This window comes from Acidovorax sp. BLS4 (genome assembly GCF_032929295.1).
Lineage (GTDB): Bacteria > Pseudomonadota > Gammaproteobacteria > Burkholderiales > Burkholderiaceae_C > Paracidovorax.
In genome coordinates this window covers 4,751,168-4,775,728 of sequence record NZ_CP136797.1, presented here as the reverse complement: position 1 = coordinate 4,775,728, position 24,561 = coordinate 4,751,168, and the positions used below count along the sequence as shown (strand labels likewise).

Here is a 24,561-nt window from a genome sequence, read left to right as displayed (position 1 = left end):
CCCTCGGCCGTTTCCTACAAAACCATCAAACGGTGGCCGCTGCGGCCTTCAGGTCCTTCAGCGTCTGGGCCGTGACGGGGTCGCCACCGTTGTTGGTGACGCGGGTTTCTATGAAGTCCTTGGTCAGGACGTTCTTCTCGAAGTCGCGCACCTGCTTGCGCGATGCCACGAACACGCGGTCGTAGGTGCCGTTGAGCACGTCGTGCTTGGCTTTAGCGCTCATGCCCTGGAACAGGCCTTCGTCGTACATCTTCTTGGTGGCTTCCCAGGTGCCGGTTTCCTTGGGCGCCAGCGTGTCGGAGCCGAAGCAGATGCGCTCGCTGTGCTTCTCGATGAAGCCGCGCCAAGCGGTGAGCGACTGGTCGTCCTTGCCGATCTGCTTGGCCACTTCGCTCCACGAGATGTCCAGGTTCAGGTTGGGGCAGTCCGCCAGCAGCTTCTCCAGCGCGTTCAGATGGCCCTCGCCCTGCTGCACGAAACGGCCCAGGCCGCCGCCGTGCGCCCAGACGATCTTGGTGTCCTGCACCCGCGGATCGGTGAACATCTTGCGCAGGCCTTCCAGATTGGCCGGCGGGCGCGCTTCGGAGGCCTTGCCCTTGCCCTTGCTGTTGAACTCCTCGATTTGGTCGTGCAGGTTGTCGATGTCGCAGTGCAGCACCACGGGCATGCCGATGACCCCGGCTACTTCCATCAGATTCGTGAGCGGCTCCATGCGTGGGGTCTGTGTGCTGGCCTGCAGCCGGCCGCCCGCGAACATGTCTTCCACCAATTCCTTGTGGACGGTGATCTCGCCAATGCCGGTGAAGGTGCCCGCAGTCTTGTACAGCTCGTGCAGCAGGCGATCAGACACGCGTTTGTCGCCCAAGTGCAGGCCGGTGATCATGGGATCGAGACGGCTGCGCTGCGCCTCATTTGTGACGGACCTCTTGATGGCCGTGGCCAGGTCGGTGTTGACGGCGGTGTCCACGTACAGGATGGACGCATCGACGATCTCCTTGATCAGGCCCGGGTCCTTGCGGAAGTCGTCGATGTCCAGCTTGGGACGGCTGGCCAGTTCTTCGCTCGTGCGGCCGGCGAGCACGCGGTCTTCGATCTTCTTGGGCACGTAATAGAACTCGAGCGGGCCGCAGTGGTGCGCGTGTTCGCCGCCGCCGATCTGTTCGGAGATTTCGTGGGGATTGAGGGCCGTGGTCGCGCCATCGTCACCCGGCAGCTTGGCCTGCAGCAGCGAGGTGGGAATGGGCATCAAGGTGGTGTTGCGCACGCCGATCTCGTCCATCATCTTCAGCAACTGCTCGGGGTTCAAGCCGCGCTGCACGTAATTGGTGGGGTGCATGTGGCTATCGCTGTGCGCATCCAGCCCGCTCGACATGACGAAGCCCGGCACATCGAAGTGGTTGCCGTCCATGAGCGCCTCGCCCGTCTTCGCGCTGTGAATGACCGCGCTGGAGTGCCGCTTGGCCACCAGCGCGTCGGGGCGCACGCTGCCATCGCCGAAGCGCTTCGGCTGGGTGACCACCATGCTGCTGCTGCGGGGAGGCACGGACGCTGCCTTGCCCGAGCCGGTGAACGCGGAACGCAAGCCATCCAGCACGGAACTGCCGCTGAACTTGGACGACTTTTGCGTGGACGAATCCGCACCATCGTTTTTGGATTCGGACGGCTTGAGCAGCGGCGTGGTCACGGAAGCGGAAGACGAAGGCGATTTGACAGTGGTCATATAGATCTTTCAGTGGTTAATAAATAATCTGTTGGACTTATTAATTCTTAACCTCTGCTGCTTTTGCCTTGCCCAGCACCCGAAAGAAGCGACGGCGATGCGAACATTTGCCTTGCCAAGCGGAACTCCTGACGCATTAGTCGTATATATGCCAGACCAAAGAAAATGCCGTTATCTGGCCGACCAGATAACGGCATTTTTAGCATCTCTCAATATGCGAGGCCATTCGAAAATGGCGAGAGAAAAGGCACTTAGCGAAGAAATTCCAAGCTACTTGTCCGCTTCGAATTCATCATTTTCGGACACCATCGGGATATAGGCGCGCACCCATTCCTTATCGTTCGACACGATTTTCCAGCTGTGGCCTTCGCCCTGGGTGTCCTCGGCCAGCAAGACCGTGCCGGGGGCCAGGCGGAAGGTGGAGCCATCGCTCACGCGAAACTCCAGCACGCCCTGCAGCGGCACCACGTATTGCCGGCGGGGCGCCGGGTGGGTGTTTTGCTCCCACGGCTCCACCGAGTTGCTCAGCCAGAACTGCTGGGTGGGGATCTTGTGCAACGCCGACACCGTGCCGCGCACGAAAGCGGCGTGGTGGTCCGGGGTGGAGTACAGCTTGATGGCGGGAATGCGTGCCGCCTCCTCGCCCGCCCAAGCGCCGGCACCGGTGACGGCGCCCGCCATCACCGCCATGGCCAGGGCCTTGCGGGCGGCCGGCATGCATCGTTTCATCAGGGGTCTCATAAAACCTGTTTCATCCTCGTTCATTCGGAAAAGAAGCCAAGGCACGCACCCCGTGTTGCCGGCAGGCGCCGCGGGTGCGCGGCCACGAAAAAGGGCCGGTCCCGCGCAGCGGTGTGCACGCGGGGCCCGGCCCTGGCCGCCCACGGCCCGAAGGCCATGGGGGAAAGGTTTACTGCTTGACGGCTTCGATCTGCGCCACGATGCGCACGTTCTTGGGGAAGCCGTACTGCACGCCGTAATCGGCGCCGAACTGGGTGCGGTCGATGGTGGTTTCGAAGTCGCCGCCGCACACTTCACGCTTGAGCATGGGGCTTTGGTAGCAGGCGAACTGGTTGGCCTTGAAGGTCACGGGCTGGGTCTTGCCCTTGATGGTCAGGTCGCCGGCCACGGACACCAGCTTGTCGCCGTCGAACGTGAACTTGTCGCCCACGAACTTGGCCGTGGGGTACTTGGCGGCGTCGAAGATGTCGGCGCTTTGCAGGTGCTTGTCGAACGGTGCCACGCCCGTGTTGATCGAGGTGATGTCGATCGTCAGTTCCACCTTGCCGGTCTTGGCGGCCTTGTCCAGCTGCACGGTGCCTTCCTTCTTGTCGAAGCGGCCGCGGTTCACGCTGGCGCCGAAGTGGCTGATCTCGAACGTGGCGAAGGTGTGGGTCGGGTCCACGGCATACGTGGCGGTCTGGGCCTGCACGGCGCCGGCGGCCAGGGTTGCAGCCACGGCGGCGAGGGCGAAGAGGGATTTGCGCATGTCGATATCTCCGGGTTGAAAAAACAGAAACGGGAACAAGAAACCAGAAACGGGGTTCAGCGGGCGAACGCCGAGGCTCAGAGCTTGCCCACGCCGGTCAGCGCGAGCTTGAACTTGACCTGCACGTCGTCGGCCACCATGGACGTATCGGCCCACTCGTTCTCGCCGATCTTGAAGGCCAGGCGCTTGATGGCGAAGGCACCGGTGGCCGTGGTGGTCGCGCCGCTCTGGGCCAGCGTGACGGGCACGGTGACGTCCTGCGTGGCGCCCTTGATGCTGAGCTTGCCGGCCACTTCGTATTTACCAGCGCCAACGGCCTTGATGGCGGTGGACTGGAACGTGGCCTGCGGGAACTTGGGCACGTTGAACCACGTGGCCTTGGGCAGTTCGGCGTCGGACTCCTTGACGCCCAGGGTGGCGCTGCCGGTATCGACGGTGAAGGCGATCTTGCTGGTGGCCAGCTTGGCCGGATCGAACGCGACTTGGGCATCAAACTTTTTGAACTTGCCTTCCACCGGCACGCCCATCTGCTTGCTCACGAAGGTGATCTCGCTTTGCTCGGGCACGAGCTTTTGCTGGGCCAATGCCGGCGCGGCCGCCATCAGCGTGGTGGATGCCAGCGCGAGGCCAGCCAGCGTCATCGAATATTTCATGGACAGGACTCCGTCAGTCAACAACAAACCAAACATTCAGGAAGAACCGGCCGCGAGGCCGGGCACCCCGGCGCCTGCACGGCCAGCGAAACGATCGATCAGCCCCGGCCCGGCAGCATGCGCGACAGCAGCCCGTCGCGGTCGATGACCTGGTGCTTGACCACGGCCGCCACGTGCAGCACGACCAGCGCCGCCAGGGCATAGGCGGTGATTTCATGCCAGGGCTTGATGGCCTCGGCCAGCTCGGGGCTCACGGGCACGAAGCTGGGCAGCGGCAGCACGCCGAGGAACACGATGGGAAAGCCGGCCGCCGAGCTGTAGGCCCAGCCGACCAGCGGAACGATGAAAAAGAGCGCGTACATCAGGTGGTGCGTACCGTGGTGCGCGATGTGCTGCCAGCGGGGCATGGCCGCCTGCACGGCCGGCGGCAGCGCGGGAGGGCGGTGCGTGAGGCGCCAGATCAGCCGCAGGGTGGACAGCGCCAGGATCGTCACGCCGGCCCACTTGTGCCAGTTGTAGAGCTTCAGGCGCTGGGGCGAGAACGGCAAGCCCGTCATGTACCACCCCACCGCGAAGATGCCGATGAGCGCCAGACCGAGGATCCAGTGCAGGGCGATGGCCGTGGCACCGTAGCGGGACGATCGTGGCAGAGGAGGCGTCATGGAGGGTGGTCTGGGTTTCGTGGGGTGGAATGCTGCGATGCAACACTCAGGCATGGCGCAGTGTAGATAGCCTTTTGTGCGCCAAGTTTCAATGGAATTGACGCAATGGTTCAAAAAATGTGAATGCTCAACCCGCCTGGGCGGCAGCGATGAAGGCACCCCCGGGAGCGGTGAGCACAGCACGGGCTTGCAGCCCAGCCCGAAGACTACCCGCCCCATCGGGATCGGCCAAGCCCTCGACGAGGGGCCCGCGTGAAGGCCCTGGCCTGCTTGCCTTGGTCGGGCAAGCGCAAAAGAGCGAGAAACGCGAACGCAGCGCGGATCCCTCGGCAAAAAAATGGCCGCCGGCGCCGGGGCCTCCAGCGCGGGCAGCGATCCAAGCACGGGCCTTCCGGCGACGGATCGCGGGAAGGCCGTGTCGGGTGTCTGGCCCCAAGGCCACTCCCAGTCTGCCCGCGCCCCCGGTCTTCAGTCCTGGATGCGCGCGATGGCCGTGCCGGCCGCGTGGTAGCTGCCGGCCGCCGCGCTCAGCGCGATCGTGCCCGCGCGGTGCGCGGTGACCTGCATTTCCATCTTCATGGCTTCCATCACGGCGATCACGTCGCCCTTGGCCACGGTGTCGCCTTCGGCCACTTTCCAGGTCTGCAGCGTGCCGGCGATGGGGGCGCCGACGGCATTGGGGTCCTGTTCCGCCTTGTCGCCGCCGCCCGCGCCCGGTGCAGCCGGGGCGCCGCCCGGCACGGACTGCAGGCCGCGCAGCAGCTCGGGCGGCAGGCCCAGGGAGACACGGCGTCCGTCGATCTCCATCGCGGTGCGGATCAGGGTGGTGTCGGCCACTGGCTCGGCGCGCAGGGCGGCGGCCAGGTCGGGAGCGAAATCGGTCTCGATCCAGCGGGTATGGACCTTGAAGCCGTCGCCGCCCACGAAATCCGGGTGGCCGATGACGGCGCGGTGGAACGGCAGCACCGAGGCCACGCCTTCGATCTTGAACTCGCGCAGCGCGCGCTGTGCGCGGGCGATCGCCTGCTCGCGCGTGGCGCCCGAGACGATGAGCTTGGCCATCAGCGAATCGAACGTGCCCGGCACCGTGGAGCCGGACTGCACGCCGCTGTCCACCCGCACGCCAGGGCCGGACGGTGCGGAGAACGCAACGACCGGGCCGGGCGTGGGCAGGAAGCCCCGGCCCACGTCTTCGGCGTTGATGCGGAACTCGATGGAGTGGCCCAGCGGGCGCGGCGTTTCGGTGACGGCCAGGGGGTGGCCGTCGGCGATGCGCAACTGCTCCACCACGAGGTCGATGCCCGTCGTCTGCTCGGTCACGGGGTGCTCCACCTGCAGGCGCGTGTTCACTTCGAGGAACGAGATGGCGCCGCTGCCGCTGAGCAGAAACTCCACCGTGCCCGCGCTGGCGTAGCCCGCCTCGGCGCAGATGTCGTGCGCGGCCTGGTGGATGCGCGCGCGCTGGTCGTCGGACAGGAAGGGCGCGGGCGCCTCTTCCACCAGCTTCTGGTTGCGCCGCTGCAGCGAGCAGTCGCGCGTGCCCAGCACCAGCACGTTGCCGTGGGTGTCGGCCAGCACCTGAGCCTCGATGTGGCGGGGACGGTCGAGGAACTGCTCGACAAAGCACTCGCCGCGCCCGAAGGCGGTGACGGCCTCGCGCACGGCGGAGTCGTACAGCTCGGCCACCTCATCCATGCGCCAGGCGACCTTCATGCCGCGGCCGCCGCCGCCGAACGCGGCCTTGATGATGATGGGCAGGCCGTGCTGCTCGGCGAAGGCGATGACCTCGCTGGCGTCCTTGACGGGCTCGGAGGTGCCGGCCACCAGCGGCGCGCCGACCTTGAGCGCGATCTTGCGCGCCTCGACCTTGTCGCCCAGGCGCGCGATGGCCTCGGGCGAGGGGCCGATCCAGGTCAGGCCCGCGTCGATCACGGCCTGCGCGAACGCGGCGCTTTCCGACAGGAAGCCGTAGCCCGGGTGCACCGCGTCGGCGCCGCTGCGTTGGGCGACGGCCAGCAGCTTTTCGATGTTCAGGTAGGTGTCGGCAGGCCGGTCGCCGTCCAGGCCGTAGGCCTCGCCCGCCATGCGGGCGTGCACGGCGTCGATGTCGGCATTGGCATAGACGGCCACGGAGGCCACGCCATAGTCGGCGCAAGCGCGGGCGATTCGGACGGCGATCTCGCCACGGTTGGCAATGAGGACTTTTTTCATGTCAGTGGGCTCGGTAATCGGTATTCGGTAAGGGGGTGCTCGTTCAGGCCCGTCAGGCGGCAGCGCCGCGCGTGATGGCTTCGAATTCGCGGATCGGGTTGAAACGCACCCAGGCGTTGACCGGGATCTGGCCTGCGCGGTCCAGGTGGTGGGGCGCGACGGTGCCGATGACCGGATAGCCGCCCGTGAGCGGGTGGTCGGCCAGGAACAGCACGGGCTGGCCGCTCGGCGGCACCTGGATGGCGCCGATGCAGGTGCCTTCGCTGGGCAGCTCGCCGCCCACGGCACGCGCCAGCGGCTCGTCGCCCGCCAGGCGGATGCCCACGCGGTTGGACTGCGGCGTGACACGCCAGCGCTGCGCCGCCAGCAGGGCGACGGCATCGGGCGTGAACCAGTCGGTGCGCGGGCCGAGCACCACGTCGAGCGTGATGTCTTCGTGCACCGTGGGCAGGCCGGCCGGCGGCACCTCGGGCGCGCCGACCACGGCGCTGCCCACCACGGGCCGCACGCCGAGCACGTCGCCGCCGGCCACCGCCGCCGGGCCCACGCGGGCCAGCGTGTCGGTGGCGCAGCTGCCCAGCACCGGCTGCACGGCGAAGCCGCCGCGCACCGCCACGTAGCAACGCGTGCCGGCCACCGGCTCGCCCACGGTGAGCGTGTCGCCGTCGCCCAGGGCGATGGGCTGGTAGTTCGGCACGGGCCAGCGCAGGCCGGCCGCGTTGGTGAGGGTCAGCGGTGCATCGGCGCCGGTCACGGCCACGACGGTGTCGCCGCGGCTGCGCAGCTGCAGGCCGCCGTTGACCGTCTCCAGGCAGGCGCCATCGGAGGCATTGCCGGCCAGGCGGTTGGCGGCCTTGCAGGCAGCCTGGTCCATGGCGCCCGAGGCCGACACGCCCTGGCCCGCCTGGCCGTGGCGGCCCACGTCCTGGAACAGGGTCTGCAGGCCGGCCGAGACCACTTCGAGCGCGTTGGCCGCCGGGGGCGCGGCGGGCGCCGGTGCGGGTTCAGCACCTTTTTTCCCGTCAGCGCATGTTTCACTAGGGCGTTCTGCTACATTTTTTGTAGCAATATCCACGAAGCGCACGCGGTCGCCGGGCTGCAGCAGCGCCGGCACGGGGCGCCCCAGGTCCCACATGGCCGTGGGCGTGGTGCCGATGATCTGCCAGCCGCCCGGGCTGGCCTGCGGATAGACGCCGCTGAAGGTGCCCGCCAGCCCCACCGCGCCCGCCGGGATGCGGGTGCGCGGCGTGGTGCGGCGCGGCACGTTCAGGCTGGGGTGGCCGCCGGTGAGGTAGCCGAAGCCCGGCGCGAAGCCGGTGAACGCCACGGTGTATTCGCTGCCCGTGTGGCGGGCGATCACCTCTTCGGGGGTGATGCCCAGCATGTGCGCCACTTCGGCCAGGTCTTCCCCGTCGTAGTGCACGGGGATCTCGATCAGCGTGGTGCTGCGCTCGGCCTGCGCGCTCACGTCGCGCCGGGCGATGGCGTCCACCAGCGCGGACAGCGACTGCACGGCGGGGCGGAAGTGGATGAGGATGGTGCGCGCGGCGGGCACCATTTCCTCGATGCCGTCGATGGGCTCGCGCCGCAGCGAGGCCAGCAGCGCCAGCGTCTGGTCGAGGTCGTCCAGCTCGACCATGACCGCATTCAGGTTGACGGGCAGAAAGCGCATCATGCGGGCTGCCCTGCGAACGACGTGATGGTCACGCCGGCCTGCTCAAAGCGCTGGCGCACCTGCTGCGCGATCGCGACGGCGTCGGGGCTGTCGCCGTGCACGCAGATCGAGTCGGCCCCGATGCGCACCTGGCTGCCGTCGATGGCCTCGATCACGCCGTCGGATACCAGGCGCAGCATGCGCTCGGCGATCAGCGCGGCGTCGTGCAGCACGGCGCCCTTTTCGCGGCGCGACACCAGCGTGCCGGCCGGGGTGTAGGCGCGGTCGGCAAAGGCTTCGGCCACCACGCGCAGGCCGGCGTCGCGCGCCCAGCCGATCAGCGGCGAGCCGGCCAGCGCCACCAGCACCAGGCGGTCGTCGATCTCGCGCAGGGCGGTGATCACGTCGCGCGCCTGGCGGGCGTCGTGGGCGATGGTGTTGTAGAGCGCGCCGTGGGGCTTCACGTAGCGCACCTCGGTGCCGGCGGCCTTGGCCAGGCCCTGCAGCGCGCCGATCTGGTAGATGACGTCGGCCACGAGGTCGGCGCTTTCCACGTCCATGTTGCGGCGACCGAAACCGACCAGATCGCGATAGGCCACGTGCGCCCCCACCACCACGCCGCGGGCCTGGGCCTCGCGCAGCGTGCGAAGGATGCCGGCGGCATCGCCGGCGTGGAAGCCGCAGGCCACGTTGGCGCTGCTCACGATGCCCAGCATGGCCGCGTCATCGCCCATGCGCCATGCGCCGAGGCTCTCGCCCAGGTCGCTGTTCAGATCCATTTTCATCGTCGTTCTCCTGGCGGTCGGTGCCGCCGATATCTCAAACCCGCGGAGCGCTGCGCGCAGCGCCCCGTCTATATGACCATGCCGGTCAATGCAATTGCCCGGCGGTTTCGCGAACGTCCTCGCGCACGGCCAGCGCCGTGCGGATGACGGCGCGCAGGGCCTGTGCCTGCGTGTCCAGCGCCACGCTGGGCGCGCCGCCACCCACGCGCGCGGCCTGCTCGGGCAGGTACGGCACGTGGATGAAGCCGCCGCGCGCAGGCGCCGCGGTGCCCGGCAGCGTGGCGGCGCCCGCGGCCTGCTGCGCCAGGCGGTGCATCAGCGCGTAGAAGATGTGGTTGCACACGAAGGTGCCCGCGGTGTTGGACACCGCGGCCGGCAGCCCTTCGGCGCGCAGGTCGCGCACGATCGCCTTGATGGGCAGCGTGGAAAAGTACGCCGCCGGGGCGCCCGGCACCACGGCGGTGTCCACCGGCTGCTGCCCGGCGTTGTCGGCAATGCGCGCATCGTCCAGGTTGATGGCCACGCGCTCCAGCGACACCTCGGCGCGGCCACCGGCCAGGCCCAGGCAGATCACCAGCGAGGGCCGCCACTGCGCCAGCGCCGCGTCGAGCGCCTGCGCGGCCTTGCCGAACACGCAGGGCAGCTGCACGGAGCGCACCGTGGCGTCCCCATGCTGCCAGCCGTCGAGCGCCCGCGCCACCTCCCACGAGGGGTTGACCGGATCGCGCTCGAAGGGCTCGAAGCCGGTGAGCAGCACAGTGTGGGGGGCGGCGTCGGACACGGGCGGCCTTTCTTCGGACTATCGGAACATCAGGAAGTACATCAGGAACACGTTGCAGGTGAGCAGCGCGAGGGCCGTCGGCACCTGTGCGCGGATCACCGCATTCTTGTCCGGAAGCTCCAGCAGCGCGGCGGGCACGATGTTGAAGTTGGCGGCCATCGGGGTCAGCAGCGTGCCGCAGTAGCCCGAGAGCATGCCGATCGCGGCCATCACGGCGGGGTCGCCGTGGTACACGCCCAGCAGGATCGGCACACCCACGCCGCCCGTCATGACGGGGAAGGCGGCGAAGCCGTTGCCCATGATGATGGTGAACAGCGCCATGCCGATCACGTACACGGCACAGGCCACGAAGCGGATGTCCATGTTGATGTAGCTGGTGGTGATGTACGCCACGGCCTTGCCCACGCCGGCATCGGAGAACACCAGGCCGAGCATGCCCAGCATCTGCGGCAGCACCAGGGCCCAGCCCAGCGCGTCGGTCAGGCGGCGCGATTCGCGCAGGCCCTGCACGGGGCTCTCGCGGGTCAGCCAGCAGGCCAGCGCCAGCGACAGCACGCAGCCCACGCCCAGGCTCACCAGGGTGGTGTTCTTGGGGTCGATCAGCGGCACGCCGCCCACGGTCAGGTGCTTGGCCGACAGCGTACCGATCATCGTGATGAGCGGAATCGCCAGCGCGGGAATGAACAGGCGGTTGCCCAGGCGCTTGGCGCTGGTCTGGTACTCGGCCGGGGTGCGGGGGGTATGCTTGCCCGCGCCTACGCCGCCGAAGCCGGCGATGAGCGCCATCACCACGGCGCCGGCGCCCACCCAGATGGGCGGCAGCAGGTCGCCGATGAGGAAGACCAGGGAATACAGCGCCCAGAACAGTCCGCTGGAAAAGCGCTTGGGGTTGTCACGGTCGGCCACGGTCATCACCGCGGTGATGGCCAGGATGGCGCCGACGAGGTAGTACAGGTGTTGGATGGTCAGTGTCATGTTCATGCTCCCTTGGCGCTGGAGAGGGTGCCGTCGCCATTGCCGTTGCCATTGCGGGCAGCGGTTTCGGCGGCGTGCGCGGCCAGTTCACGGGCCAGCACGCCGTCCAGGCGGTGCAGGCGCCAGGCGTGGATGGCGAACGCGCAGATCGCGGTCGGAATGCCCCACAGCGCGATGTGGATCGGTTCGACGTCGATGCCGGCCTCGTGCAGGAAGGTGGACATCAGCACGATGGCGCCGAAGGCCACGAAGATGTCTTCGCCGAAGAACAGGCCCACGTTGTCGGTGGCCGCCGAGAAGGCGCGCAGCTTGTGGCGGATGCGGTCGGGCAGCTTGCCGTAGCGCGCCTCGGTGGCGCCTTCGGCCATGGGGGCGAGCAGCGGGCGCACCATCTGGGGGTGGCCGCCCAGGCTGGTCAGGCCGATGGCGGCCGTGATCTGGCGGGCGCCCAGGTACACGATGAGCAGGCGGCCGGCAGTGGCCGACTTGATGCTGCTGATCCAGTTCTGCGCATGCTGGCGCAGGCCATGGCGCTCCAGCAGCCCGATCACCGCCAGGGGCAGCAGGATGATGAGCGGCAGGTTGCGCGTCTTGATGAAGCCGGTGCCGATGGTGGCCAGGATCTTGTCGATCGGAAATCCGGCGGCAAACGCCGTCGCGATGGCCGTGACGATCACCACCAGCATCGGGTTGAACCGCAGGATGAACCCCACGATGATGACCGCCACCCCGATGAGCGGCCACAGATTGACTACGTTTTGCATCTTGAACTTCCTTGAATACGTACAGCCCTGGCCGGTCCGGTGGTCGCGTGCGCCTCGCCGCCATTGGCGAAGAGGTGCGGACAACCGTAGGGCCCCACTGCCAGCCTGGCAGCGCGCGGGCAATGGGAGGTTGCTGCCCGAGCGCGGTCTGGACCGACACGGCATACAACGCAAATTGCATGCCAATCCATGAACAACAAACCGGGGATCAACCCTTGAAAAACTTCAAGTTGTTGAACAATCGATGCACCTTGAAGAGACAACCAGCACCAATTTGTTTCACGATTGGTCGATTTTGCCCAACAACAGGGCGGGCGACCGACCCGGACAAACCCTAGGAAAAGCGGTTAGAAAGCGGTATTCCACAGGGTGGATTCTTGCGAAGCAGGCCGATCTGCTACAAAGTGCGGAACCCCGATCCCGGCCTGCGCACACCGTGCCGCACGCCCACCCCGAACCGCCAGGCATGACCATCGAAACCCCCACGAACGCCCAGACCCTGAACGAACGCACGGCGGAGCTGATCCGCCAGAAGATCGTGAAGGGTGAGTTCTCGCCCGGCCAGCGGCTGTCCGAGGCCGCCTTGAGCGAAAGCCTGGAGATTTCGCGCAACACCCTGCGCGAGGTCTTTCGCCTGCTGACCAAGGAAGGCCTGGTCAAGTACGAGCCCAACCGCGGCGTCTCGGTGGCCATCCCGAGCATCGCCTCGATCATCGACATCTACCGCGTGCGCCGGCTCATCGAATGCCAGGCCATCGCCCAGGCCTACCCGCGCCACCCCGCCAAGAAACACCTGCGCGAGGCGGTGGATTCGGCGGTGCGCTGCCGCGAGGCGGCCGACTGGCAGGGCGTGGGCACGGCCAACATGGAGTTCCACATGGCCATCGTGGAGTTGGCCGACAGCGAGCGCCTGAACGTGATGTTCTCGCACATCCTGGCCGAACTGCGGCTGGCCTTCGGGCTGCTGAACGACCCCGAGTTCCTGCACGCGCCGTACGTGGACATGAACGTGAAGATCGTCGATCTGTTCGAGGCCGGCAAGCTGCGCGAGGCCTCGGACCAGCTCAACGAGTACCTCGTGCATTCGGAGCGCATCGTGCTGGCGGTGTATGCCCGGCGCATCTCCGACACCCCGGAGCGCTGAACCGCCCCGGCCTTTTTTCCAGAGCCCCTTTTTCGTCCCCCTCCCCTTTCCCCTTGCACACCATGAGCGCACAAACCCCCTCCATCGTCTACGGCACCGAAGACCTGCTGATCAGCCTCTGCAACTCGGTGACCCGGGTGCTCAGCGTGGCCACGCAGAGCCCCATCCACTACTCCGGCATGGTCCAGCGCATCACCAAGACCTGCCTGCGCCCCGACATCGGCTGCTTCGTGCTGTTCGACGGCGGGTTCTCGGGCCTGGTGATCATCAATTTCTCGAAGGAAGCGGCGATGGAGCTCTACCAGAGCTACCTGCTGAGCATGGGCATGTCCAAGGACGACCTGGCCAGCTCCTACACCTCGGACGAGGTGTCGAACGTGATGGGCGAGCTGATGAACCAGGTGGTGGGCGACTTCACCGGCAAGGTGCGCCGCGAGCTGCAGACCCACATCACGCAGAACCAGCCCAAGATGCTGGCGCTGAACAAGCAGGTGATGCTGAGCGTGGACGCCAACCTGGACAAGCCCGAGGCGCGCCGAGTGACCTTCTACACGGCCAGCAACCACATCTTCTATCTGGAGTTGGCGATCGACCGCACCGAGTTCATCAAGCTCTACGACTTCGAGCCGCAGGAAGCCCCCGATCCCGACGCGCTGATCGCCCAGGCCGGCGAGCCCAAGGCCGCGGCCCCGGTGCCGGCCGCCGCGTCGTCCAGCGACACGGACGACCTGCTCAAGTCGCTGGGCATGTGACGGCGGGGCGGGCCGATGCGGTGGCGGGCCACGAAGGCACCGCCACTGATACGCTATTTAATTAATAGCAATATGCCCTAGTGGAAATTGCGCTGGAGGCCTTTTCGGCCCCAAGCCTTGCCACAGCGTTGCGCGCCGGCATCACCCGGTTCGCGCCGCCCGTGACCGCGCGCGGCCGCCGGCGCACAATGCGCCGACCCTTCACTGCCCCCGCACTCCGCAATGACCTCCACTCCGGCGCCCGGACACGCGCCCGCTGCCCGCGGCTTCGCCGCCCGATCCGCCCTGATGATCGCCGCGCTGGGGGTGGTGTTCGGCGACATCGGCACCTCGCCGCTCTACGCCTTCAAGGAATGCCTGAACCCCGAGCATGGCGTGGCGCTGGACCGCGCCGCGGTGCTGGGCCTGCTGTCGCTGGTGCTGTGGGGCCTGATGCTGGTGGTCACCCTCAAGTACGTGGTGTTCGTGCTGCGCGCAGACCACGACGGAGAAGGCGGCATCCTGGCACTGCAGGGCCTGGCCGCGCAGGCGCTGGAGCGCGGCGGCGCCCGCCCGTGGGCGTGGAAGGCCGTCGCCGGGCTGGGCCTGGTCGGCGCGGCCATGTTCTATGGCGACAGCCTCATCACGCCGGCCATCTCGGTGCTGTCGGCTGTCGAGGGGCTGGAGGTGGCCACGCCGGTGTTCAAGCCCTACGTGGTGCCCATCACGCTGCTGGTGCTGATCGGCCTGTTCCTCGTGCAGCGCCGGGGCACCGAATCGGTGGGCCGCGTGTTCGGGCCGGTGATGGTGCTGTGGTTCGGCGTGCTGGCGGTGTCCGGCCTTTGGCAGATCACGCAGAACCCGCACGTGCTGGAGGCCATCGACCCGCGCTGGGCGGTGCAGTTCCTGGCCACGCACCCGGCGCAGTCGCTGGCGGTACTGGGCGCGGTGTTCCTCGCGTTCACGGGTGGCGAGGCGCTGTATGCCGACATGGGCCATTTCGGCGCCACGCCCATCCGGCTGGCGTGGCTGTTCATCGCGCTGCCGTCGCTGGTGCTCAACTATTTCGGACAGGGCGCGCTGGTGCTGGCCAACCCCGCGGCCATCGACAACCCGTTCTTCCGGCTCTTCCCCCCCTGGGCCACCGTGCCCGTGGTGGTGCTGGCCGCCTGCGCCACCGTCATCGCCTCGCAGGCGGTGATCTCGGGCGCGTTCTCCATGACGGCGCACGCCATCCGCATGGGCTACCTGCCGCGCATGCGCATCGTGCAGACCTCCGGCACCGCCATCGGCCAGATCTACCTGCCCACGATGAACTGGCTGCTCATGGCCGGCGTGCTGCTGCTGGTGCTGGCCTTTCGCAGCTCCAGCGCGCTGTCGGCCGCCTACGGCATCGCGGTGTCGCTCACCATGCTCACCACCACCTTGCTGGCCGGCGTGGTCGCGCTGCGGCTGTGGCGCTGGAACCCGCTGGCCGTGGGCCTGGGCGTGGGCTGCTTCGCGCTGGTGGACGTGACCTTCATCGTGGCCAACAGCCTCAAGATCGCCGACGGCGGCTGGCTGACCCTGGCGGTGGCGGCGCTGGTCATGTTCGTCTTCACCACCTGGGCCAAGGGCCGGCGCGTGGCCGAGCAGGCGGCGGCGCAGGAGCGCATGCCGCTCGCCCCCTTCATCGAGGCCCTGGCGCACGGCATGCCGCACCGCGTGCGCGGCACCGCCGTGTTCATGACCGCCGACGCCGACAGCGTGCCCCACGCGCTGCTGCACAACCTCAAGCACAACCAGGTGCTGCACGAGCGCGTGGTGGTGCTGGCCGTGCGCACCCGCCCGGTGCCGCGCGTGCCGGCCGCCGATCGCCTGCACGCCCAGGAACTGGGCCACGGCGTGTGGTGCGTGACCGCCAGCCACGGGTTCATGGAGCGGCCCGACGTGCCCGAATACCTGCGCCTGCTGGCCTACCAGAAGGGCCTGCACATCGAGTCCATGTCCACTTCGTACTTCACCTCGCGCGCCTCGCTGGGCACGGGCCGGCTCGAAGGGCTGGGCGCCCTGCGCAAGGCCGTGTTCGGATCGCTGCAGCGCAACGCGGCGCGCGCGTCCGACTACTTCCGGCTGCCGGACAACCGCCTGATCGAGATCGGCCGCCGTGCGAGCTGACGCCCTGCCCTCCCCTCGGCTGTCCGCCCCGCTGCGCCGCCTGGCGCGCGCCGCCGTGCTGGCGGCCCTCGGCACCGCGGCCCTCGCCGCGCCGGCCGCCCGCGCGGCCACCGACACCGATCCCGACACGCCGCTGCCCTTCAAGCTGACCACGGGCCTCTACCAGGTGTCCGGCGGCGGCCTGCCCTCGGGGCCCGGGCTGGACGTGAACCTGCGCTACACCCGCGGCGACGACCACTGGTGGGTGGGCGCGTTCCGCTCGCCCGCGCTCGGCTTTTCCATGCCGCGCGCGGGATGGGACCGCACCATGGCCTTCGGCGACTGGCGGGTGCTGCCCTCGGTGCAGATCGCCTCGGGCGGCTTCGTCGGCGGCAGCCTGGCCGTGGAGACCGGCACCACCTGGGTGGTGGGCGCGGGCCTGGGGCGCACCAACCTGCGCAACTACGCCAACCTCAACTTCGACCCCAACGACGCCTACAGCGTGTACGGCAGCCACCGCTTCGCGAGCGGCGACACCCTGGCGCTGCAGCTGGTGCGCGACAACCGGCAGAACCCCGACCAGCAGAACCTGCACCTCGTGTGGCGCAGCCCGCGGCCCGGCGGCCAGCGGCTCACCGTGGACCTGCTGGCCAAGCAGGGCACGGTGGACGGCCGGTTCATCCGCCGCGCCGGCCTGTCGGTGGGCTACGACTGGCCAGAGTGGTTCGTGCGCGCCGCATGGGACCCGCAGGTCAACTTCACGCCGCAGAACATGCTGCGGCTGTCCACCGGGGTGCGGTTCTAGCGCCCAGCGCTGCAGCCACCGGGGCCCGCACGCCGTGGCGCTCAGCCCTCGAACTGCGGATGCGTCTGCCGGATGCGCGCCATGGCGATGCCGGCCGCGGCGGTGCGCGTTTCCACGCCCAGCTTCACGTACACGCGCTCCAGGTGCTTCTTGACCGTGGCGGGGCTGGCGCCCAGGATGTCGCCGATGTCGCGGTTGGTCTTGCCCTTGACGAGCCAGTACAGCACCTCGGCCTCGCGGGCGGTGAGCTTGAACGACAGGCCCATGGCTTCGATCACGGCGGCGTCGGACACCTCGCGCATCACGATCAGCCAGTCGCCGCCGCCTTCGCTGTCGCCGGTCTGCTGGTGCAGGCTGAACGACAGGCGGCGCGCGCCCTGCTCCACCACCAGGCGCGGCGGCTCCAGCTGCTGCGCGGCCAGATCGGCCAGGCGGGGCAACTGCGCCTGCAGCCACTCGGTGACCGGCGCGGGCGCGAAGGCCGGCACCGGCACGGCCTCGCCCGCCGCGCCGGTGGCCGCACCGCCACCGAAGTAGCCGTGCAGCAGCTCGCGCGCCAGGGCGGTCTGCCACATGAGCCGGCCGTCGCTCGCGCGCACGGTGATGCTGGCGTAGCCGAAGGCGTCGAGCGCGTTGCGCGCCTGGCCGGCCTGGCGGATCTCCTGGCGCGCGCGGCGCGCGCCCTGCAGGTGCACGTTCATGCGCGCGAGCACCTCCTTGGGCTTGATGGGCTTGGTCACGTAGTCCACGCCGCCCGCGTCCAGCGCGGCGACCAGGTGCTCGGTCTCGGTCAGGCCGGTCATGAAGATGATGGGGATGTGCGCGGTGGCCGGCAGGCCTTTCAGCCGCCGCGCGACCTCGAAACCGTCCATGCCCGGCATCATCGCGTCGAGCAGCACCACGTCGGGCAGCGCCTGCGCCGCGCGCGACAGCGCGGTCTCGCCATTGGTGGCGACGAGCACGGTGTAGCCGGATTCGTCGAGCGCGTCGTGCAGCACGGCGAGGTTATCGGGCACGTCGTCCACGATCAGCACCACATCGGCGCGGGTGCGGTCGAGCGCCTGCGCGGTGGCATCCAGGGGCAGCGCATCGGTGGGGAGCATGGCGGTCGCGGTCATGGGGAAGGAGGATGGGATGCGGCGGCCTCGGCCACCATGCGGGCGATGGCCTCGAAACGGAACTGCCGCGCATGGTCGCGCGCCTCGCCCACCCAGGCCGCGCAGCCGGGCTGCGCGGCCTCGATGGCGCCCAGCTGGTTGAGCACGCCGCGGTAGTAGCCCAGCTCGACGGCTTCGGACAGGGCCGGCAGGCGGGACGGGTCGGGCAGCGCATCGGCGGCGGAACCCCGGGGCGGCTCCGAGGTCGGGCTCGGAGCGGGTGGCGCGGACGGCGCCGGCCCATCCTCGATCCAGACGAGGGCCAGGCGACGCTCCAGCCAGTCCAGAAGCTCGCTGTGGCGCACGGGCTTGACGATGAAATCCTCGTGGCGGATGCCCCCATCGTTCTCCAGCCCCTTGTCGAAGGCGTTGGCGGAGACCACGGCGATGTGCGCGGGCGCCTGCGCGCCTTGCACGGCGGCTTCGAGCTGGCGCAGGCGGCGGATGGTCTCCCAGCCGTCGATGCCCGGCATGGCGAGGTCCATGAACACCGCATCGGGCCGGTAGCCGGCCGCGATCAGGTCCAGCGCGTCGTGGCCGCTGGCGGCGGTGCGCAGGGTGAAGCCCAGCGGCGCGAGCAGTTGCACCAGCAGCTCGCGGTCGGCCTCTTCGTTGTCCACCACCAGCAGGCGGCGGCGCGGGCCGGCGTAGCCCCGGCGCGGCGCGCGCAGGCGCGCGGGGCCCAGGGCCTCGCCCACTGCGCCGGGGTGCACCTCGGGCAGGAACAGGCGGATGCGGAACAGCGCGCCCGCGCCCGGCGTGCTGGTCACCGTCATCTCGCCACCCATCAGTTCGGTGAGCATCTTGGCGATGGTGAGCCCCAGGCCCGCGCCGGGCGCGGCGCCCTGGCTGCTGGCCGCGCCACGCGCGAAGGGCTCGAAGATGCTGGCGCGCTCGGCCTCGGTCAGGCCCGGGCCGCTGTCCTCGATCTCGATCAGGGCCAGCTCGCGCGCGTGCCGCACCGCCAGCCGCACATGGCCGCTGGCGGTGAACTTGATGGCGTTGCCGATGAGGTTGATGAGGATCTGGCGCACGCGCTTGTCGTCGCCACGCACCCACTCGGGCCAGGTGCCCTGCGGCTCGAAGCGGAACGCCAGCCCCTTGGCGCGCGCCTGCGGCTCGAACATGTCGCACATCTCGTGCAGGCAGTCGGCAAAGCGCATGGGCCGCACCTGCAGCGTGAGCTTGCCGCTTTCGATGCGGGCGATGTCCAGCGTGCCCTCGATGAGCGACAGCAAATGCTCGCCGCCGCGGCGGATCACGCTCACGGCCTGCTGGCGGTGCGGCGGCACGGCGGCGTCCTCGCCCATGAGCTGGGCATAGCCCAGGATGCTGTTGAGCGGCGTGCGCAGTTCGTGGCTGATGGCGCTGATGTAGCGGCTCTTGGCCTGGTTGGCCTGGTCGGCCAGCAGCCGGGCGCCCTCGGCCTCCTCGCGCGCTTCCTCGGCCACGCCGCGCGCCTGCTCGGCCTGCGAGCGCGCGTGCTCGGCGATGCGGCGGGCCTCCTGCAGGGCCTGGTCGGTCTGGCGGTGCAGGTGGATCTCGCGCTGCAGCAGGTGGGTCTGGCGGTTGGATTCCTCCTGCGCGACCTTGCGGCTCTTGTGCGCCAGCACCAGCCACCACGCCACGATGCCCGAGATGACCAGCAGCGCCAGATAGGCCTTGAGCAGCCCCGATCGCAGCGCGGCATGCGTGCCCGGCACGGCGGCGGTGCCCGGGCCGCTGTCGGGCGCCAGGGGGGTGAGCGTCTGCAGCTCCTGGTGGTAGAACAGCCCGAACACCGCGGCCAGCAGCGGGGCGATCACCAGCATCAGCAGCAGGAAGTGGCCCAGGCCCGTGTCGAGCATGCGCCACACCCGCCGCGGCAGCACCCAGCGCAGGGCCGCGCTCCACTGCACGGCCAGGTGCGCGTGGGGCTTGCACATGTCGCCGCAGCGCGCATCCAGCGTGCAGCACAGCGAGCAGATGGTGCCGCGGTAGGCGGGGCATTGCGCCATGTCGGGCGCCTCGTACTCGCGCTCGCACACCACGCAGCGCTGCACCGCCCAGGCCCCGGGCGTGCCCACGGCCGGCGCCTGGGCACCGGCGGGCCGGGCCAGGTAGTAGCGCCCGCGCGTGGCCCAGGCGATGAGCGGCGCCGCGACGAAGGCCGTCACCATGGCGATCACGGCCGAGAACGCCTGCGCCAGCGGCCCGAACAGCCCCAGGTGCGCCACGATGGACAGCCCCGAAGCCAGCGCCATGGCCCCCACGCCCACCGGGTTGATGTCGTACAGGTGCGCGCGTTTGAACTCGATGCCCCGGGGCGACAGGCCCAGCGGCTTGTTCACCACCAGGTCGGCCACCACCGCCATCATCCAGGCGATGGCGAGGTTGGAATACAGCCCCAGCACCTGCCCCAGCGCCTTGAACACGTTCATCTCCATGAGCATGAACGCGATGAGCGTGTTGAACACCACCCACACCACCCGCCCCGGGTGGCTGTGCGTCAGGCGCGAGAAGAAGTTGCTCCACGCCAGCGAGCCGGCGTAGGCGTTGGTCACGTTGATCTTGATCTGCGAGACGACGACGAACAGCGCCGTGGCCGCCACCGCCCAGCCGTAGTGCGGGAACACGTATTCGTACGCCGCCAGGTACATCTGGTTCGGGTCCACCGCGCGCTCCACGGGCACCATGTGGCGGATCGCCAGGTATGCCAGCAGCGCGCCGCCCAGCATCTTGACCACGCCCAGCACCACCCAGCCCGGCCCGCCGGCCAGCACCCCGAGCCACCAGCGCCAGCGGTTGGCCGGCGTGCGCGCGGGCATGAAGCGCAGGTAGTCGGCCTGCTCGCCCATCTGGGTGATGAGGGCGATGCCCACGGTGAGCGCCGCACCAAACAAGGGCATATTGAACGTGGAGACCGCACCGGATTCACCGCCATAGTGCATCACCCCGGTGAATGCACCAGGATCGCGCGCCAGCACGTACACGAACGGCACCACCAGCATCACCAGCCACAGCGGCTGCGTCCAGACCTGCAGCCGGCTGATGGCCGACACCCCGTGCGTGACCAGCGGGATCACCGCCAGCGCGCAGATGAGGTAGCCCCAGCGCGGCGGGATGTCCAGCGCCAGCTCCAGCGCATAGGCCATCACGGCCGCCTCCAGCGCGAAGAAGATGAAGGTGAAGGTGGCGTAGATCAGCGAGGTGATGGTCGAGCCGATGTAGCCAAAGCCCGCCCCGCGCGTGAGCAGGTCCATGTCCACGCCGTAGCGCGCGGCGTACACGCTGATCGGCAGGCCTGCCAGGAAGATGATGAGCCCCGTGGCCACGATGGCCCAGAAGGCGTTCAAAAAGCCGTACTGCACCAGCAGCGTGGCGCCCACCGCCTCCAGCACCAGGAACGAGGCCGCGCCGAACGCCGTGTTGGCCACCCGCCATTCGGACCAGCGCCGAAAGCGCTGCGGCGTGAAGCGCAGCGCGTAGTCCTCCATCGTCTCGGTGGCGACCCAGCTGTTGTAGTCGCGGCGTACCTTCACCACCTGCTGCGGCACGGCGGCCAGGTGGTCGGCGGGCGCTGGCGAAGAAGGGGCCGGGGAAGGGGCCGCGGGGGCGGTGGCGGGGCTGGCGGGCGTCATGGGGGCAGGGGCGCGGGGTGCAGGTTCCATGCCACGCGGGGCCACCACCTCCATCCGGCGTATGGACGGGCATGGCGATTGCTGACTACCATGCGGCATTCCGTCCCCTTTGCCCTCCCACCGCCCGCTGCGCCATGGAACTCACCCCCCGCGAAAAAGACAAGCTCCTGATCTTCACCGCCGCGCTGCTCGCCGAGCGGCGCCGCGCGCGCGGACTCAAGCTCAACTACCCCGAATCCATGGCCCTCATCAGCGCCGCCGTGATGGAAGGCGCGCGCGACGGCAAGACCGTCGCCCAGCTCATGAGCGAGGGCCGCACGGTGCTCACGCGGGCCGACGTGATGGAAGGCGTGCCCGAGATGATTCCCGACATCCAGGTCGAGGCCACCTTCCCCGACGGCACCAAGCTGGTCACCGTGCACCAACCCATCGTGTGACGGGTTTTTGAACCAAATCCCTCTCACGCCCTAGTACCCATTGCCCTTGATGCTATGAAAAAAGAAGCAAAAACCCGCTCCTTCGTCTCCGCCGCCGCGCTGCTGCTGTTGCCCGCCCTCGCCTTCGCCCACCCGGGCCATGGCGCGGAGGATGCGCTGCATGCCGACGCCGGCTTCCTCGACGGCCTGGTCCATCCCTTCACCGGCCTGGACCACCTGGCCGCCATGCTGGCCGTGGGCGTGTGGAGCGCGCTGGCCGTGCGCCCCGTATGGCTGGCGCCCGCCGCCTTCGTGGCGCTGATGGTGGCGGGGGCCACGGCCGGCTTCCTGGGCGTGGCGGTGCCGGCGGTGGAGCCGATGATCGCCGCCTCGCTGCTGGTGCTGGGCCTGCTGGTCGCCTGGCGCCGCCATTTGGCCCTGCCGCTGGCCGCGGGGCTGGCCGGCGCGTTCGCGTTCTTCCACGGCGCGGCGCACGGCACCGAACTGGGCGGCAGCGGCCAATGGCTGGCCCTGGCCGGCATGGTGATCGCCACCGCCGCGCTGCACGCCGCCGGCATCGCCCTGGGCCATGCCGTGGTGGCGCGCCACCGCTGGCTGGCCGTGGTGGCGGGCGCCTCGACCGCGCTGCTGGGCGCCACGCTGCTCGTGCGCATGGCCTGAGCGGCCCAACGCATCGACCACTGCACCATCCCACTGCGAGCCCACCCCATGATCCCCGGCGAACTCCTCATCGACGACGGCGAGCACGCGCTCAACACCGGCCGCCGCACCCTCACCCTGGTGGTGCGCAACACCGCCGACCGGCCGATCCAGGTCGGCTCGCACTACCACTTCGCCGAGACCAACGGCGCGCTCGGCTTCGACCGCGACGCCGCGCGCGGCATGCGGCTGAACATCGCCAGCGGCACGGCCGTGCGCTTCGAGCCCGGCCAGCAGCGCACCGTGGAGCTGGTGGACTACGCGGGCGACCGCACGGTGTACGGCTTTCGGGGCCTCACGCAGGGGCCGCTGGGTGAGCCGCCGGCCCCGGCCGCCGCCTGAACACCGACCCCATTCCTTTTTCGAACCGCCCGAGAGCTGGAGAGCATTCCCATGGCCACTGTGTCCAAACGCGCCTATGCCGAGATGTTCGGCCCCACCGTCGGAGACCGCGTGCGCCTGGCCGACACCGGGCTCATCGCCGAGGTGGAGCAGGACTACACGCTGCGCGCCGGCGCCTATGGCGAAGAGGTGAAGTTCGGCGGCGGCAAGACCATCCGCGACGGCATGGCGCAGGGCCAGCGCACGCGCGACGGCCAGGGCACCGGCCCCACGGCCGGGGGCGCCATGGACACGGTGCTGACCAACGCGCTCATCCTGGACCACTGGGGCATCGTCAAGGCCGACATCGGCCTGAAGGGCGGGCGCATCGCCGCCATCGGCAAGGCCGGCAACCCCGACACGCAGCCCGGCGTGGACATCGTCATCGGCCCCGGCACCGAGATCATCAGCTGCGAGGGCAACATCGTCACCGCGGGCGGCATCGACAGCCACATCCACTTCATCTGCCCACAGCAGATCGAAGAGGCCCTGGCCTCCGGCGTGACCACCATGCTGGGCGGCGGCACCGGCCCGGCCACCGGCACGCTGGCCACCACCTGCACCTCGGGGCCCTGGAACATCGAGCGCATGCTGCAGGCGGCCGACGCCTTTCCCATGAACCTCGGCTTTCTCGGCAAGGGCAACGCCAGCCTGCCCGACGCGCTGCACGAGCAGATCGACGCGGGCGTGATCGGCCTCAAGCTGCACGAGGACTGGGGCACCACGCCCGCGGCCATCAGCAACTGCCTGGACGTGGCCGACGCCACCGACACGCAGGTCGCCATCCACTCCGACACGCTCAACGAGAGCGGCTTCGTCGAGAACACCATCGCCGCCGTGGCGGGCCGCGGCATCTGCGCCTTCCACACCGAAGGCGCGGGCGGCGGGCATGCGCCCGACATCCTGCGCGTGGTGGGCGAGGCGAACTTTCTGCCGTCTTCCACCAACCCCACCATGCCCTACACGGTGAACACGCTGGACGAGCATGTGGACATGCTCATGGTGTGCCACCACCTGGACGCCTCCATCGCCGAAGACCTGGCCTTTGCGGAGAGCCGCATCCGCAAGGAAACCATCGCGGCCGAAGACGTGCTGCACGACCTGGGCGCCATCAGCATGATGAGCAGCGACAGCCAGGCCATGGGCCGCGTGGGCGAGGTCATCCTGCGCACCTGGCAGACGGCCCACAAGATGAAGGCGCAGCGCGGCACGCTGGACGGCGACACCGCGCGCAACGACAACACGCGCATCAAGCGCTACGTGGCCAAGTACACCATCAACCCCGCCATCGCCCACGGCATCAGCCACGAGGTGGGCAGCCTGGAGGTGGGCAAGTGGGCCGACATCGTGATCTGGAAGCCCGCCTTCTTCGGCGTCAAGCCCGCCATGATCCTGAAGGGCGGCTTCATCGCCATGGCCGCCATGGGCGACCCCAACGCCTCCATCCCCACGCCGCAGCCCGTGCACTACCGGCCCATGTTCGGCGCCTTCGGCGGTGCGCTGGCCCGCACCTCGCTCACCTTCGTGTCGCAGGCCGGGCTGGCCGCGGGCATCGGCGAGCGCTTCGGCCTGGCCAAGCCGCTCAGCGCCGTGCGCGGCGTGCGCGGCGTGCGCAAGCAGCACATGGTGCACAACCACTACACGCCGCGCATGGAGATCGACGCGCAGACCTACACCGTGCGCGCCGACGGCCAGCTGCTCACCTGCGAGCCCGCGACCGTGCTGCCCATGGCGCAACGCTACTTTCTGTTCTGATC

At 69.1% G+C, this 24,561-nt stretch carries 21 protein-coding genes; 8 read left to right on the top strand and 13 right to left on the bottom strand.

Annotated features, from left to right (window positions below):
* Positions 1-25: 25 nt before the first annotated feature.
* From R1Z03_RS22025 to R1Z03_RS21975, 11 genes are all read right to left on the bottom strand, one after another.
* A complete protein-coding gene (locus R1Z03_RS22025) occupies positions 26-1,720 on the bottom strand; it encodes an amidohydrolase family protein (RefSeq protein WP_317355170.1) in 1,695 nt (564 codons plus the stop codon).
* A gap of 270 nt (positions 1,721-1,990) precedes the next feature.
* The gene (locus R1Z03_RS22020) at positions 1,991-2,449 is read right to left on the bottom strand and encodes a hypothetical protein (protein ID WP_317355168.1); all 459 of its coding nucleotides are present in this window, start codon (positions 2,447-2,449) and stop codon (positions 1,991-1,993) included.
* Between the two features lie 181 nt (positions 2,450-2,630).
* Positions 2,631-3,209 (bottom strand): YceI family protein, encoded by a 579-nt coding sequence (locus R1Z03_RS22015; RefSeq protein ID WP_284424585.1) that lies wholly within the window; start codon positions 3,207-3,209, stop codon positions 2,631-2,633.
* 77 nt (positions 3,210-3,286) lie between these two features.
* Positions 3,287-3,862, bottom strand: a complete 576-nt coding sequence (locus tag R1Z03_RS22010) for a YceI family protein (protein WP_317355164.1) — start codon at positions 3,860-3,862, stop codon at positions 3,287-3,289.
* Positions 3,863-3,960: 98 nt separating this feature from the next.
* Complete coding sequence (locus R1Z03_RS22005; protein WP_317355161.1) at positions 3,961-4,524, bottom strand: cytochrome b; 564 nt, start codon at positions 4,522-4,524, stop codon at positions 3,961-3,963.
* A 468-nt stretch (positions 4,525-4,992) separates the two neighbouring features.
* Positions 4,993-6,735, bottom strand: a complete 1,743-nt coding sequence (locus R1Z03_RS22000) for a biotin carboxylase N-terminal domain-containing protein (RefSeq protein WP_284407593.1) — start codon at positions 6,733-6,735, stop codon at positions 4,993-4,995.
* A gap of 52 nt (positions 6,736-6,787) precedes the next feature.
* The gene (pxpB, locus tag R1Z03_RS21995) at positions 6,788-8,407 is read right to left on the bottom strand and encodes a 5-oxoprolinase subunit PxpB (RefSeq protein ID WP_317360458.1); all 1,620 of its coding nucleotides are present in this window, start codon (positions 8,405-8,407) and stop codon (positions 6,788-6,790) included.
* Positions 8,407-9,174, bottom strand: a complete 768-nt coding sequence (locus tag R1Z03_RS21990; protein ID WP_284407592.1) for a LamB/YcsF family protein — start codon at positions 9,172-9,174, stop codon at positions 8,407-8,409. Before R1Z03_RS21990 ends, pxpB begins: the two co-directional genes overlap by 1 nt.
* 85 nt (positions 9,175-9,259) lie before the next feature.
* A complete protein-coding gene (pcp, locus tag R1Z03_RS21985; RefSeq protein ID WP_284429146.1) occupies positions 9,260-9,955 on the bottom strand; it encodes a pyroglutamyl-peptidase I in 696 nt (231 codons plus the stop codon).
* Between the two features lie 18 nt (positions 9,956-9,973).
* The gene (locus R1Z03_RS21980) at positions 9,974-10,930 is read right to left on the bottom strand and encodes a DUF979 domain-containing protein (RefSeq protein ID WP_272564729.1); all 957 of its coding nucleotides are present in this window, start codon (positions 10,928-10,930) and stop codon (positions 9,974-9,976) included.
* Positions 10,931-10,932: 2 nt separating this feature from the next.
* A complete protein-coding gene (locus tag R1Z03_RS21975) occupies positions 10,933-11,694 on the bottom strand; it encodes a DUF969 domain-containing protein (protein WP_284429147.1) in 762 nt (253 codons plus the stop codon).
* 466 nt (positions 11,695-12,160) lie between these two features.
* Here R1Z03_RS21975 and R1Z03_RS21970 point away from each other — a divergent pair, with 466 nt between their 5' ends.
* The 4 genes from R1Z03_RS21970 to R1Z03_RS21955 all read left to right on the top strand — a co-directional run bounded on the left by R1Z03_RS21970 (position 12,161) and on the right by R1Z03_RS21955 (position 16,510).
* A complete protein-coding gene (locus tag R1Z03_RS21970; protein ID WP_284429148.1) occupies positions 12,161-12,838 on the top strand; it encodes a GntR family transcriptional regulator in 678 nt (225 codons plus the stop codon).
* Between the two features lie 62 nt (positions 12,839-12,900).
* Positions 12,901-13,590, top strand: a complete 690-nt coding sequence (locus tag R1Z03_RS21965; RefSeq protein ID WP_317355154.1) for a DUF3334 family protein — start codon at positions 12,901-12,903, stop codon at positions 13,588-13,590.
* 288 nt (positions 13,591-13,878) lie between these two features.
* The gene (locus R1Z03_RS21960) at positions 13,879-15,726 is read left to right on the top strand and encodes a potassium transporter Kup (RefSeq protein WP_272569783.1); all 1,848 of its coding nucleotides are present in this window, start codon (positions 13,879-13,881) and stop codon (positions 15,724-15,726) included.
* On the top strand, positions 15,716-16,510 hold the full coding sequence (locus R1Z03_RS21955) for a hypothetical protein (RefSeq protein ID WP_317355152.1): 795 nt from the start codon (positions 15,716-15,718) through the stop codon (positions 16,508-16,510). The genes R1Z03_RS21960 and R1Z03_RS21955 overlap by 11 nt, the downstream gene beginning before the upstream one ends.
* Positions 16,511-16,551: 41 nt before the next feature.
* Here the strand turns inward: R1Z03_RS21955 and R1Z03_RS21950 are convergent, their stop codons facing one another.
* Positions 16,552-17,613: a response regulator gene (locus R1Z03_RS21950; protein WP_372588285.1), complete on the bottom strand. Its 1,062-nt coding sequence runs from the start codon at positions 17,611-17,613 to the stop codon at positions 16,552-16,554.
* An 11-nt stretch (positions 17,614-17,624) separates the two neighbouring features.
* Positions 17,625-21,287, bottom strand: coding sequence for an ATP-binding protein (locus R1Z03_RS21945; protein ID WP_317355148.1), 3,663 nt, complete (start codon positions 21,285-21,287; stop codon positions 17,625-17,627).
* A gap of 134 nt (positions 21,288-21,421) precedes the next feature.
* On the opposite strand from R1Z03_RS21945, the gene R1Z03_RS21940 reads away from it, so the two are divergent.
* From R1Z03_RS21940 to ureC, 4 genes are read left to right on the top strand one after another with little or no spacing between them, the layout of a single operon-like run.
* Positions 21,422-21,724: an urease subunit gamma gene (locus tag R1Z03_RS21940; protein ID WP_092745910.1), complete on the top strand. Its 303-nt coding sequence runs from the start codon at positions 21,422-21,424 to the stop codon at positions 21,722-21,724.
* Between the two features lie 54 nt (positions 21,725-21,778).
* A complete protein-coding gene (locus R1Z03_RS21935) occupies positions 21,779-22,384 on the top strand; it encodes a HupE/UreJ family protein (RefSeq protein WP_317355142.1) in 606 nt (201 codons plus the stop codon).
* Positions 22,385-22,432: 48 nt separating this feature from the next.
* A complete protein-coding gene (locus tag R1Z03_RS21930; RefSeq protein WP_272564743.1) occupies positions 22,433-22,765 on the top strand; it encodes an urease subunit beta in 333 nt (110 codons plus the stop codon).
* 51 nt (positions 22,766-22,816) lie between these two features.
* Entirely contained in the window at positions 22,817-24,559 is a 1,743-nt protein-coding gene (gene ureC / locus R1Z03_RS21925; RefSeq protein WP_284429153.1) for an urease subunit alpha, read from the top strand.
* Positions 24,560-24,561 lie beyond the last annotated feature (2 nt).